Raw genomic sequence first — 11,609 nt, 5'->3', positions numbered from 1 at the left:
GGCCTGATGGCGGACGCGAAAAAATGGTAATCTCGCGGCGTCTCACCGTTCTCCACTCATATTCCCAGAAGGATCATTATGCGTTTCCTGCGCCTGATTATTGCCGCCGCCGCCCTGTCTTTCACCGCAGCCGGCGCCTCCGCCGCTGAGCCGAAGGAAGGCGTGGACTTCACCACGCTGGCTTCCCCGGTGCGCACCGACACCGGCAAGAAAGTGGAAGTTATCGAGTTCTTCATGTATTCCTGCCCGCACTGCAACGCCTTCGAACCGGCGCTGCACGAGTGGGTGAAGCAGCAGGGCGACAAGATCGCCTTCCGCCGCGTGCACTTCCCGGCCGGCGGCCCGAACGACGCCCAGGCCCATGCCTATCTGACGCTGGAAGCGATGGGCAAGCTGGAAGAGTTCCACAACAAGATCTTCCGCGCCATCCACGTTGAGCGCAACCGCCTCAACAAGGACGACGCCATGACCGATTTCCTGGTCAAGAACGGCATCGACAAGGCGAAATACCTGGAGTTCTTTAATTCCTTCGCCGTACAGACTAAAATGAAGCGTGCGGCCCAGGTGGTCACCGCCTACAAGGTGGACAGTGCGCCTACCATCGTGGTTGACGGCCGTTTCGTGACCTCGCCGTCGCAGGCCGGCCGTCCGGGCATGGCGGAGCAGGCTTCGCAGCAGGCCACTCTGCAGGTGATGGACTATCTGGTGGCCAAGGCCGCCAAGAAATAAAGCAGAACAATCATGAGCGATACTGAAAAAGAAGTGATGGCGATCTACCGCGAGTCCGCGCCGGACGAGAGCAAGCTGTTCTGGCGCACCTATGTGAACCATGTTGCATGGAGCTTGCTGCTGATCGTGATTGCGTTTTCGGTGTGGCTGATGATAGCGCTGGCCAATGCCGAGAACCAGCGCAACGCCTACGCAGGCAAGAAGTGCGAGGACCGCATGTTCAAGGGTGAAACCGATATGGCGTGCATGAAGACGGTGCACACCAGGGAGCACTGGTGGGAGCACGTGGGCTACGCGCTCATGCACACCAAGCCTTGATACGAAAACCCGCTGCGGCGGGTTTTTTTATTACGCGGCCGGTTTGGCCCGTAAGCCGCCACGCAGGCTGACCGTGCAGGTGGTGCCTGCCACCAGCGTCACATCCTTGGGTATATCGTCGAGCCGTATGCGCACCGGTACGCGCTGCGCCAGGCGCACCCAGTTGAAGGTGGGGTTGACGTCGGCCAGCAGCTCGCGGCCGGTGCCCGCGTCGCGGTCGGTGATGCCGCGCGCGATGCTGTCGATGTGGCCGTGCAGCAGCGCCTCGCCGCCCATCAGGCTCAGGTCCACCGGCGCGCCGGCCTTCAGCAGCGGCAGCTTGGTCTCCTCGAAATAGCCCACCGCGTAATAGGACCCGCTGTCGATAATGGCCAGCTTGGCCGCGCCCACCGCCGCGAAGTCGCCCGCGTGCACATTCAGGTTGGTCACATAGCCGGACACCGGCGCGCGCACCACCGTGCGTTCCAGGTTCAGCTGCGCCAGTTCGCGCGCGGCCTGCACGGCGCGCAGCTGGGCGCCGGCGCTGTCCGCCGCGTAGCCCGCGCTCTCGCGGTTCTCGGCCGAGATGACGGCGTCGTCCAGCGCCGCGCGGCGCTGCGCTTCCTTGCTGCGGCGGCCGCGCTCCACCTGCTGGCCCGCCAGCAGCGCGTTCGCCTGCGCCAGCGCGGCGCCGTAGCGCGCCTTGTCGATGACGAACAGCACGTCGCCTTTCTGCACCAGCTGGTTGTCCTTCACCAGCACCTCGGTGACGGTGCCGGCCACGTCGGCGCTGATGTTGACGACGTCGGCCTTGATGCGGCCGTCGCGCGTCCAGGCCGATTCCATGTAGCGGTCCCAGGCGGATTTGCCCAGCCACAGGGCGCCGCACAGCAGCAGGGCGGTGATAACGAAGCGGAGTATTTTGGCAGTCATAGTTGATGGCATTTTAGGAATAGAGGACCAGCGTGAGGGCGCTGAAGATGCAGACCAGCAGGCACAGGCGCACCAGCGCCGGGTGCCATGCGCGGCGGTACAGGCCGGCGTGGCCCAGCACCCAGTCCAGCGCGCCTTGCAGCAGCAGGCTGGCCAGGAAAATCGGCAGCAGGGTGGGGATCAGGATGCCGAACACGGCGAGTTCACGAGGCATGGCGGGCTCCGGGGCTGGCGCTGCTGCTTGTCAGCAATTGGTCCAGCAGGCAGGTGTAAATGGAATGCAGGTCGGTGAGGGCGGTGCGCAGGCGCGCGGCGCGCTCCGGCGCGGCGGCTTCGGGCAGCGCCAGGCGCACGGCGGCGCCTGCGCGCAGTACCGCGCCGACGGCCGTGCCGCAGCGCTCCTGCGTGGGCGAACGGAAGTAGGCCGCCAGGGCGGACACGCAGTCCTGCAGCGCGCGCCGCGCTTCGCTGCGGCCGGATTCGGCGATCAGCGCGCGCAGCTCCAGCACCGAGTGGCCCAGTTCCAGCAAGGTCAGGCCTTGGCGCACTACGGCGCGCGCGTCCTCGCCGGGGGCGGGGCCGGAGGCGGCGTTGAGCTGGCTGAGCAGGTCGCGCACGCGGTTGTCGAAGCGGTGGCGCAGCGCGGACCAGGGCCGCCAGGCATGCTGCGGCGCGGTGCTGGCGGCCAGCGCCTCGCGCCACAGCGCGGCGGCCACGTGGTCTTTCTGGCCCATGGTGTGCTCGGGCAGCACCACGGCGAAGATGGCCCAGGCCAGCGCCACGCCCAGCGGCATGGCCAGCGTGGTGTTGAGGAAGGCGGCGACGTCGTAGTGGGCCAGGTTGAGCGGCGCGATCACCTGCGCGCTGAACAAGGTCATGCCGATGCCGATGCCGGCGCGTTTGGGATCGGTGGTCAGGTAGGCGCCGGCCGCGAACAGCGGCGCGGCGGCCAGCACCAGCATGGGGTAGCCGCTGGCCGGCATGACCAGGAAGTACTCGGTGAGGAAGGACAGCGGCCAGGCGATCAGGAAGCCCGTCATGACCTGCTTGATCATGGCGGTGGGGCGCGGCGAGGACGAGGCCAGCGCGCAGAAGATGGACGTCATCAGCACCGCGTTGACGGCGTAGGGCCAGGCCATCCAGTACCACACGCCGGCCACGGTGAGCAGGGCGGTGGCGGCGCGGAAGCCGCTGGCCAGCACGATGGCGGGCGGCGTCTTCGGCGTGTAAGCCTGCGGCTCGCTGGCCTGCGTGCGCTTGCGCTGCGCCAGGCCGTGGTAGGTGGCGGCGAAGTCGCCGAACTGGCGCGCGAAGCGCTCCAGCAGCTCGATGGCGGTTTCGAAGTCGATGCGGTGCGGCGAGGCGGGCTTGCCGTCGTCCGCATCTACATACACCTGCAGCTGCGCCTGCGCGCGCGCGGCGGCGATGGCGGCGGCCAGCTCGGTTTGCAGGCCGGCCAGCGCCGCGCCTTGCAGCGCCTCGCCTTGCGCCAGCGCCGCGGCCAGCCGCGCCAGCGGCGGCTCGATCAGGGCCGGCACCGGCGAGGCTGCGTCCTGGCGCAGGCGGTGCGCCAGGCGGTGCAGTGTGTAGAAGGTGGTCAGCGCGGCCATGAAGGCGCTGTTGAAGGCGTGCAACTGGCGGGTGTGGGCGCGGGCGTGGGCCGCTTCGAAAAAGGCGGCGGCGCGGCCCGATTCCAGCGCGGCGATGTCGGCCGCAAAGCGCAGGTGCGCCAGTTCGGTTTCTGCCGGCGGCGCCTTGTGTTCCAGCACCTCGCGGCAGAAGGCCAGGAAGCGCAGGTAGCGCGCCTGCACGGTGCGCATGACCTGCGCGCTCTGGTGGCGCGGGAACAGCGCGTCGTGCACCACGGTGGCGCAGATCACGCCCAGGCTCACTTCCACCACGCGCGTGACGGCCAGCGCGAAGGCGCCGGCCGGGTGGTCCAGCGCGGGGATGGCGATCATGGCGGCGGTGTAGCCGGCCAGCACGAAGCTGTAGGATTGCTGGTTGCGGTACATGGCCGCGCCGCAGGTGCAGGCCGCGATCCACAGCGCCAGGCCCAGGAACATCAGCGGCGCCTGCTGCGGGAACAGCGCCGTCAGCAGCAGGGCGCTGCTGCAGCCCACCAGGGTGCCCAGCAGGCGGTAAAAGGCCTTTTCCAGCACCATGCCGCTGCTGGGCAGGGCGAGGATGAAGGTGGTGGTCATGGCCGTGTTGGGCGAATCGAGGCCCAGGCGGAAGGCCAGCCACAGCGCGGTGAAGGCCGCCAGCAGCGTCTTGGCGACGAAGATCCAGCGTTCGCCTTCGGTTCCGGTCCAGCCCCTGACGACACCGGCCGCTCCGGCCAGCCACGCCTTGCTGTGTTGATGTGTGTAGGGGGCTGGGTCCGGGGTCATTTTTTCAGGTCAGGTTCAACTGAGGTTTTCTAAATTGTCCAGCTGTCGCTTGAACAGCTGCTCCAGTAGCTTGCGGTCTTCCGCGCTATAGCCGTCATAGGCGCGGGTGGTGCGGGTCCAGACTTCGGGCATGACCTGCTCGATCAGCGCGCGTCCGCTGTCGGTCAGCGAAATCATCACGCAGCGGCGGTCGCCGGGGCGGTTGCCGCGCGAGATCAGGCCCTGGGTTTCCAGGTCGTTGCAGACGCGTGTCAGGTTGGCCGGCTTTTCCATGCAGGCCTCGCCCAGCGTGGACGCGGTCGAGGTTTCGTCGTCCGAGCCGTACAGCACGGCCAGCACCATATAGCTGGCGTCCACCAGGTCGTACTTGCGCAGCGCCGCGTTGGTCAGGTCCTTCAGGCGCTTTTGCACGTGATACGTCAGCCGCATCAAGCGCATGGTCTCCTCCGGAAATGCCGGTATGCGCGCGTGGATGTTTTTAAGGCGCTTGTTGGTCGCGTCAAAACTGCTCATTGCGCTCTCCTCTCCCTGTACGAAAGTATTGATTGTACTATCGTTGCATCATGGGAAATCTTGTTTAATTCCTCCACCGAGCGCCGCCATCAGCGCGGCATAGCTGTCGAGACGCCTGCTTTGCACCTGCACCATCTGCTGCTGCTCGGCCAGCAGGGTGAGGCGCGCCTGCAACACACTGAGCGAGTCCGTCATGCCGGCGCGGAAGGCGCGGTCCGCCAGCGCGTGCGCGCGGGTGGCCGAAGCCAGCGCGCGTTCGGCCAGTTGCTGCTGCTGTTCCACCGAGCGCGCCTGGGTGACGGCGTTGGCCACTTCGGCCAGCGCCTGCACCAGCGTGGCGTTGTACTGCTCCACCGCGATGTCGTACAGCGCGTTCTGGCTGCCCAGCTGGCTGCGCAAGCGGCCGCCTTCGAAAATAGGCAGGCTGATGGCGGGCGCGATGCCGCGCGTGGCCGAATGGATGTCCAGCAGGTGGCTGAAGCCCAGCGCCTGGATGCCGGCGAAGGCCATCAGGTTGATGTTGGGGTAGAAGTCCGCGCGCGCCACGCCGATGCGCTTGGCCGCCGCTTCCACCCGCCAGCGCTGGGCCGCCAGGTCCGGGCGACGCGCCACCAGTTCGGCGGGCAGGGCGCTGGGCAGCACGGTGGGCTGGTTCAATGTCAGCACTGGCCGGGCAATGGCATCGCCATCGCCCGGTCCCTGGCCGATCAGGGCCGCCAGCTGGTTGCGCAGCAGGGCGACGGATTCGGCCGCCTGTTCCCGCTCGCGCCGGCCGGCTGGCAGCGTTGTCTCTATGGTCGCCACGTCGATGTCGCTGGCCAGGCCGGCGTTGCGGCGGCGTTTGGTCAGCTCAAGGATCTGCTGGCGCTGCTGCAGGCTGGCGGCCACCGTGTCCTGCATGGCCCAGGCGTTGGCCAGCTGGATGTAGCTGTGCACAATCGCCGACTCCAGCGCCAGCTTGACCATCTGCGCCTCGGCGGCGGCCATCTGCGCGTCGTGCAGCGCGGCGGCCAGCGCGTCGCGGTTGCGGCCCCACAGGTCCAGGTCGTAGTTGGCGGTGATGCTGGCCGTGGTCTTGGTGGCGTAGTTGCCGGCCAGCGGCGCGGGCACGGTGCTGTGCGCGGAATACAGTTCGCGGTCGACCACGGCGCTGCCGTCCACGCGCGGCAGGGTGGCTGCTTCGGCCACGCCGGCAAGCGCCTGCGCCTGGCGCACGCGCGCCTGGCTGGCCTTCAGGCTGGGATTTCCCTCCAGCGCGCGCTCCAGCAGGCGGTCCAGCTGTGGGTCGTTCAGATTGCGCCACCAGGCTTCCCTGGGCCATGCGGCTTGCGCTGCCGCGCCGTCTTGGGCTCCTGCGGCTGCGGCTTGGATGGCGGCGCCCGCGTTCAGCTGCAACGGGTCCAGCTTGCGCGCTTGCGGCGGCGCGACCTTGCTCATGTCCGCGCAGGCGGTGAGCGCCAGCGCGGCGGCGAGCAGGGCGAGGGGGCGCAGCAAGGTCATGGCGGTGTCGTCCGGCCTGGATTACTTGGCGATGTGCTTGCGGGTCTGGGCGACGTCCATGTCCGCTTCGGTTTCGATCAGGGTGCCGTTCTTGCGCGCTTCGATGACTTCGGCAATCACTTCGGCGCGGGTGCGGCCGGTGCTGGCTTGCGGCTGTTTGGTGTCGGCCGCGGGCGCGGCGGTCTGGGCGGAAGCTGCAGCGGCGGTGGCGATCAGGGCGAGGGCGGCGATGAGGTTTTTCATGATGGTTCTCCTGGTTGAGTGAAAACAGTATATCACTGAATTATTCAGTAATGAAATAAGTAGTAACCACAAGGCGCATATTCGGCAAGCCAGCCGCACCGGCCTGGTGCAAAAATGACATAAAACTAATGTTGGCGTATGGAATGGAAATTGCATGCAAGGCGGGTCTTCTTATCGGAAAACCCAACGACATGCGCCCAACCACAAGTGCGGTCAGCCATCAACTCCGTAGCCTGCAGCCACACATGCTGCACGTGACGGAAAATCGCGAGACCCTGAAATCCCTGGAATCCGTCTGGGATGTTTTGAATTTGCTGGGACAGCTGTCCGGCACCACCACGGAAATGAGCGGCACCAAGGCCGCCTTCGCCGACCTGAGCGCCGGCCTGCTCGACAGCCTGGCCCGCACGACGCTGGACAAGCGCGTGCAGGAGCTGTGCGCCCCCGCCCAGGTGGCGATAGACATATTGGTGCGCAATCTGTTCGAGCGCACCGCCGACATCGGCTTCCTGGCCACCGACCACGCGCTGCGCGGCTTTGCTGCGGCCACGGAGCGCAGCCCCGCAGCGCGGGCGGACATGGCGGCCCGCCTGCAAGCGTATGTGGCGCGCTATTCGGTGTACCGCGACGTGATTTTGCTGTCGCCGTCCGGCGAGGTGCTGGCGCGGCTGCCGGGGCGGCCGGAGGTGGCGCTGTGCCGCGACCCGCTGCTGCGCGAGGTGCTGGACAGCACCGCGCCCTACACCGAGGCGGCCGTGCGCAGCGACCTGTTCCCGGACGAGTCGCGCAATCTGTTCTACGCGGTGCGGGTGCAGAACGAGGCGGGCGCCGTGCTGGGCGCGCTGTTCCTGTGCTTTGATTTTGAATATGAGGTCAAGCGCATCTTCGCCAGCTTGCAGCGGCGCGGCGACTGGAGCGTAATCACCTTGCTGGACGACGCGGGCATGGTGATCGCCAGCAGCGACAGCAGCCAGGTGGCGCCGGGTTCGGTGGTCGATGTGGCGCCGGGCGACGGCCATGTGATGCGCTACGCCGGCCGCAAATACCTGGCCTCGCGGCGCATGGCGCAGGGCTTCCAGGGCTATATGGGGCCGGGGTGGAGCGCGCTGGTGCTGGTGCCGCTCGATGCCGCCTTTGAGGAGGATGAGGAAGGCGGAGAGGATGCAGATGCGGCTGCGTCCCAAGACCCGGCTGGCATCGGCGCCTTGCTGGCGGCGGTGCTGGCCGACGGCTCTGCCTTCCCGCCCGAGCTGCAGCGCATTCCGCCGCAGGCCGAGGCGATCCAGCGCGAGTTGAGCCGCTCGGTGTGGAACGCGAATATCCGGCAGGGACAGGCGCGCCAGGGGACGGCCGGATTGGCGGCTGGGCCGGCGCACAATCCCGCATTCTCGCGCGTGCTGCTGGGCGAGATCGTGCGCACGGGCACGCGCATGAAGGAGGTCTTCACGCGTTCGATCGGCAAGCTGCAGGCGATGGCGGTGGCCGCGCACCTGGACGATTGCCGTTTCCATGCGGCGCTGGCGATCGATATCCTGGACCGCAATCTCTACGAGCGCAGCAACGATTGCCGCTGGTGGGCGCTGGACCCGCTGCTGTGCGGCCTGCTGGCGCAGCCGCAGCCGGATAGCCAGCGGGAGGCGATGTCGGCGCGGCTGCGCGCCATCAATGACCTGTACACGGTCTACGACAGCCTGCTGCTGTTCGACGCCGAGGGTATGGTGGTGGCGGTGTCGCGCCCGCACGCGGAGCAGTGGCTGGGGCGGCGGCTGGATGCGCCGTGGCGGCAGCAGGCCGTGGCGCTGCGCGATGCCGAGCGCTACGCCGTGTCCGAATTCGTGGCGGACGATTTGTACGGCGGCCGTCCGACCTGGATCTACGCGACGCCGCTGCAGGACGGCGGCGGCCGCGTGGCGGGCGGCATCGCCGTGGTGTTCGACTCCGCGCCGCAGCTGGCCGCGATACTGGAGGCGGCGCGGCCGCCCAAAGTGGGGCAAGCTTGCACGCTGTTTGTGGACGCGGGCGGCGGCGTGATCGCCTCCAGCGACCCGCGCTGGCAGCCCGGCAGCCGCATCGGCGTGCCGCCGGACCTGCTGGCCGAAGCCGTGGCCACCGCGTCCGGCGCGGCGCGGCTGGTGCTGCTGGACGGGCAGGTGATGGCGGTGGGCGCGCGCGCATCGTCCGGCTACCGCGAGTACCGGGGCAGTGCCGGCGCGGAAGGGCAGGCGGCGCTGGCGCTGGTCTGCGTGCCGCTCGGCGCCTGGAAGGGCGGCGCGGCGGTGACGGAACAGCAGGCCGCCGCATCCGCGCCGGCGATGTCCGCCTCGCAGCCGCAGCCTGCCGACGGTGCGGAGCGCCTGGAAATCGCCAGCTTCCACGTCGGCAGCTACCTGCTGGGCGTGGCCGCGTCGTCGGTGGTGGAGGCGATACCGTTCGGCGGCTGCGTGCAACTGCCCAACGCCGCGCCCACGGTCTGCGGCGCCGCCATTTACCAGGGCGCCACCATGCTGATCTACGATTTGCAGCGCGCGCTCGGCGTGGTCTCCAGCGTGCCGCGCGCGGACATGCTCACCGTGGTGCTGGCCGACGCGAACGGCAAGCGCTTCGGCGTGCTGGTCGAGCGCCTGGGCGATATCCCGGTGGTGCCGGTGGCCGACATCGCGCCGGTCAACCATGTGTTCGTGGGGATTACGCCGGTGCTCGCATCCATCGTCAAATCGGCCGATGCGGAAGGGCAGATGCTCACATTGCTGTCGGTTGAGCACATGGCGGCGGTGCTGTGCGCCATGGGGTGCGCCGCCCCGGCTGGGGCTTTGCTACAGTGGTCTTCAACGCAAACAGCTTAAGGAGGCCATCATGTCAGGCAACAGCACATTGGATCCCGATAACTTCCCCACAGCGCCCGACCGCAGCCTGGGCAAAGGCCACGGCACCGGCGCCCTTGGACCCAGCGACAGCTCCGATTCCGGCAGCGATGTGAGCGGCGGCACCGCCGGCGAGGAACTGGGCGACGCGGACCTGGACAGCGATACCGATTCGGGCGGCACCGGCGAACGCGCCGCGCCGGGACGCGACACGGCGCGGAAGGATGGCGCCGATATCGACGTGGACCACGTTGAAAACATCCCGCTGGCGGACGCGGAGCAGGGCGAATGAATCAGCTGGCGGCGGCCATCACCTCCGCCAGCCAGTCCACGAACACCCGCACGCGCGGCGAGAGCTGGCGCTGCTGCGGGTACATGGCCGATACCGCCATCTCCGGCGGGCGCCACGCGTCCAGCACCGCGCGGAAGCTGCCGTCGGCCAGCTGCGCGGCCACGTGGTAGCGCGGCAGCTGTATCAGCCCCAGGTGGCTGGCGCAGCACTGCACATAGGCCTCCGCATTGCTGACCGAGACGGAGCCGGGCAGCTGCACGCTGCGCGGCTCGCCGTCCACCACGAAATCAAATGGGAACACCTTGCCGCTGGCGATGGAATAGAAGTTCACCGCGCGGTGCCCCGCCAGCTCGTCCAGCGTGCGCGGCGTGCCATGCCGGTCCAGATAGGCCGCGCTGGCGCAGGTGACTTGCCGCAGGCTGGCCACGCGCCGCGCCACCATGCTTGAATCGCGCAGCACGCCGCCGCGCAGCACGCAGTCCACGCCCTCGCGCACCATGTCCACCAGCCGGTCGCCCATGCCGATTTCAAGTTCGAGGTCCGGATAGCGGGCGAAGAACTCGCCCAGGCGCGGCAGCACGAAATGGCGCGCCAGCGTGCCTTGCAGATCCACCCGCAGCTTGCCGCGCGGCGCCACGCCGCTGTGGCCAAAGCCCGTCTCGGTCTCGTCCACGTCCGCCAGGATGCGCACGCAGCGCTCGTAGTAGGCCTGCCCGTCCGGCGTGGCGCTCACGTGGCGCGTGGTGCGCTGGAGCAGGCGCACGCCCAGCCGCGCCTCCAGCTGCTTGATGGTGTGCGTGGCCGTGGCGGCGGGCAGCTTCAGGTTGTCCGCCGCGCGGCTGAAGCTGCCCAGCTCCACGATGCGCGTGAACAGCCGCATGGCGTCCAGTCTGTCCATTGATTATTGTGGATTATTGAATTGTGTTAGCAATTCTAGTGCATTTATTGGCTATGGTGAATGAGTGATACTGCATCCATCAACGAACCTAACTGAAGGGAGCCACACCATGAACAGCAAACAGCAGCAAGTCGCCATCGTCACCGGCGCATCGCGCGGCATCGGCGCCGCCATCGCCCAGCGCCTGGGGCGCGAGGGCTACGCGGTGGTCGTCAACTACGCCGGCAACGCGGCCGAAGCGGCCAGGGTTGTCCAGGCGATTGCGGACGGCGGCGGCAGCGCCATCGCCATCCAGGCCGACGTGGCCGATCCGGCCGCCGTGCGCGCGCTGTTCGACCAGGCCATCGCCCGGCTGGGGCGGGTCGATGTGCTGGTCAACAACGCCGGCATCATGCCGCCGCAACTGCCGCCGCTGGCCGACACCAGCGACGAGACCTTCGACCGCCTGCTGGCCGTCAACCTCAAGGGCAGCTTCAACACCATGCGCGAAGCGGGCGCCAGGCTGCAGCACGGCGGCCGCGTCATCAACTTTTCATCCAGCCTGGTTGGCACGCTGCTGCCCGGCTATGCGGTGTACGCCGCCACCAAGGCCGCGGTGGAAGCCATGACCACGATACTGGCCAAGGAAATGCGCGGCAAAGGCATCACGGTCAACGCCGTGGCGCCGGGGCCGACCGCCACCGCCCTGTTCCTGGACGGGAAAACGCCGGAAACCATCGCCCGCCTGTCGGCCATGGCGCCGCTCGAGCGCCTGGGCACGCCGGACGACATTGCCGCCGCCGTCGCCTTCCTGGCCGGCCCGGACGGCGCCTGGATCAACGGCCAGACGCTGCGCGCCAACGGCGGCATGGTGTAAGCGCCATGATGTTGAATTGATACATACTGTACCAAGGTACAGGATACAATCCGCCCCCGGAGCGCTAGCATTGGTTGCATAAGGGACAGTCCGG

General features: G+C 68.0%; 12 protein-coding genes. 5 read left to right on the top strand and 7 right to left on the bottom strand.

Annotated elements, in window-relative coordinates:
* Positions 1 to 78: 78 nt before the first annotated feature.
* Together AC07S4_RS05900 and AC07S4_RS05895 are read left to right on the top strand one after the other, a co-directional pair.
* A complete protein-coding gene (locus tag AC07S4_RS05900; protein WP_494985756.1) occupies positions 79 to 729 on the top strand; it encodes a thiol:disulfide interchange protein DsbA/DsbL in 651 nt (216 codons plus the stop codon).
* 12 nt (positions 730 to 741) lie between these two features.
* The gene (locus AC07S4_RS05895; protein ID WP_494985755.1) at positions 742 to 1,047 is read left to right on the top strand and encodes a hypothetical protein; all 306 of its coding nucleotides are present in this window, start codon (positions 742 to 744) and stop codon (positions 1,045 to 1,047) included.
* Positions 1,048 to 1,077: 30 nt separating this feature from the next.
* Here AC07S4_RS05895 and AC07S4_RS05890 read toward each other — a convergent pair whose 3' ends face one another.
* From AC07S4_RS05890 to AC07S4_RS05865, 6 genes are read right to left on the bottom strand one after another with little or no spacing between them, the layout of a single operon-like run.
* The gene (locus AC07S4_RS05890) at positions 1,078 to 1,959 is read right to left on the bottom strand and encodes an efflux RND transporter periplasmic adaptor subunit (RefSeq protein WP_494985754.1); all 882 of its coding nucleotides are present in this window, start codon (positions 1,957 to 1,959) and stop codon (positions 1,078 to 1,080) included.
* A gap of 13 nt (positions 1,960 to 1,972) precedes the next feature.
* Positions 1,973 to 2,173 (bottom strand): DUF1656 domain-containing protein, encoded by a 201-nt coding sequence (locus tag AC07S4_RS05885; RefSeq protein WP_161071764.1) that lies wholly within the window; start codon positions 2,171 to 2,173, stop codon positions 1,973 to 1,975.
* Positions 2,163 to 4,352 carry an FUSC family protein gene (locus tag AC07S4_RS05880; RefSeq protein WP_494985753.1) on the bottom strand — a complete coding sequence of 730 codons (2,190 nt, stop codon included), beginning with the start codon at positions 4,350 to 4,352 and terminating at the stop codon, positions 2,163 to 2,165. Before AC07S4_RS05880 ends, AC07S4_RS05885 begins: the two co-directional genes overlap by 11 nt.
* 15 nt (positions 4,353 to 4,367) lie before the next feature.
* Positions 4,368 to 4,865, bottom strand: a complete 498-nt coding sequence (locus AC07S4_RS05875; protein WP_494985752.1) for a MarR family winged helix-turn-helix transcriptional regulator — start codon at positions 4,863 to 4,865, stop codon at positions 4,368 to 4,370.
* Between the two features lie 48 nt (positions 4,866 to 4,913).
* Positions 4,914 to 6,365 carry an efflux transporter outer membrane subunit gene (locus AC07S4_RS05870; protein ID WP_494985751.1) on the bottom strand — a complete coding sequence of 484 codons (1,452 nt, stop codon included), beginning with the start codon at positions 6,363 to 6,365 and terminating at the stop codon, positions 4,914 to 4,916.
* A 21-nt stretch (positions 6,366 to 6,386) separates the two neighbouring features.
* Complete coding sequence (locus AC07S4_RS05865; RefSeq protein ID WP_494985750.1) at positions 6,387 to 6,608, bottom strand: DUF4148 domain-containing protein; 222 nt, start codon at positions 6,606 to 6,608, stop codon at positions 6,387 to 6,389.
* Positions 6,609 to 6,853: 245 nt separating this feature from the next.
* On the opposite strand from AC07S4_RS05865, the gene AC07S4_RS05860 reads away from it, so the two are divergent.
* Together AC07S4_RS05860 and AC07S4_RS05855 are read left to right on the top strand one after the other, a co-directional pair.
* Positions 6,854 to 9,451: a chemotaxis protein CheW gene (locus AC07S4_RS05860; protein ID WP_494985749.1), complete on the top strand. Its 2,598-nt coding sequence runs from the start codon at positions 6,854 to 6,856 to the stop codon at positions 9,449 to 9,451.
* Positions 9,452 to 9,461: 10 nt separating this feature from the next.
* Entirely contained in the window at positions 9,462 to 9,761 is a 300-nt protein-coding gene (locus tag AC07S4_RS05855; RefSeq protein ID WP_494985748.1) for a hypothetical protein, read from the top strand.
* Position 9,762: 1 nt separating this feature from the next.
* On the opposite strand, the gene AC07S4_RS05850 is transcribed toward AC07S4_RS05855, so the two are convergent.
* Entirely contained in the window at positions 9,763 to 10,659 is an 897-nt protein-coding gene (locus tag AC07S4_RS05850; RefSeq protein ID WP_494985747.1) for a LysR family transcriptional regulator, read from the bottom strand.
* A gap of 109 nt (positions 10,660 to 10,768) precedes the next feature.
* Here AC07S4_RS05850 and AC07S4_RS05845 point away from each other — a divergent pair, with 109 nt between their 5' ends.
* Complete coding sequence (locus tag AC07S4_RS05845) at positions 10,769 to 11,515, top strand: SDR family oxidoreductase (protein WP_494985746.1); 747 nt, start codon at positions 10,769 to 10,771, stop codon at positions 11,513 to 11,515.
* The last annotated feature ends 94 nt before the right edge of the window (positions 11,516 to 11,609 follow it).

The sequence above is a fragment of the Pseudoduganella sp. GW821-FHT05F09 genome, from assembly GCF_059419605.1.
This window is presented reverse-complemented; position numbering and strand designations above follow the sequence as displayed.

What these genes read in the sequence shown, in the direction of transcription:
- AC07S4_RS05865 (WP_494985750.1), bottom strand. Translation starts at nt 6,608, where the DNA reads ATGAAAAACCTCATCGCCGCCCTCGCCCTGATCGCCACCGCCGCTGCA.
- AC07S4_RS05900 (WP_494985756.1), top strand. Translation starts at nt 79, where the DNA reads ATGCGTTTCCTGCGCCTGATTATTGCCGCCGCCGCCCTGTCTTTCACC.
- AC07S4_RS05845 (WP_494985746.1), top strand. Translation starts at nt 10,769, where the DNA reads ATGAACAGCAAACAGCAGCAAGTCGCCATCGTCACCGGCGCATCGCGC.
- AC07S4_RS05895 (WP_494985755.1), top strand. Translation starts at nt 742, where the DNA reads ATGAGCGATACTGAAAAAGAAGTGATGGCGATCTACCGCGAGTCCGCG.
- AC07S4_RS05855 (WP_494985748.1), top strand. Translation starts at nt 9,462, where the DNA reads ATGTCAGGCAACAGCACATTGGATCCCGATAACTTCCCCACAGCGCCC.
- AC07S4_RS05870 (WP_494985751.1), bottom strand. Translation starts at nt 6,365, where the DNA reads ATGACCTTGCTGCGCCCCCTCGCCCTGCTCGCCGCCGCGCTGGCGCTC.
- AC07S4_RS05875 (WP_494985752.1), bottom strand. Translation starts at nt 4,865, where the DNA reads ATGAGCAGTTTTGACGCGACCAACAAGCGCCTTAAAAACATCCACGCG.
- AC07S4_RS05885 (WP_161071764.1), bottom strand. Translation starts at nt 2,173, where the DNA reads ATGCCTCGTGAACTCGCCGTGTTCGGCATCCTGATCCCCACCCTGCTG.
- AC07S4_RS05860 (WP_494985749.1), top strand. Translation starts at nt 6,854, where the DNA reads ATGCTGCACGTGACGGAAAATCGCGAGACCCTGAAATCCCTGGAATCC.
- AC07S4_RS05880 (WP_494985753.1), bottom strand. Translation starts at nt 4,352, where the DNA reads ATGACCCCGGACCCAGCCCCCTACACACATCAACACAGCAAGGCGTGG.
- AC07S4_RS05850 (WP_494985747.1), bottom strand. Translation starts at nt 10,659, where the DNA reads ATGGACAGACTGGACGCCATGCGGCTGTTCACGCGCATCGTGGAGCTG.
- AC07S4_RS05890 (WP_494985754.1), bottom strand. Translation starts at nt 1,959, where the DNA reads ATGACTGCCAAAATACTCCGCTTCGTTATCACCGCCCTGCTGCTGTGC.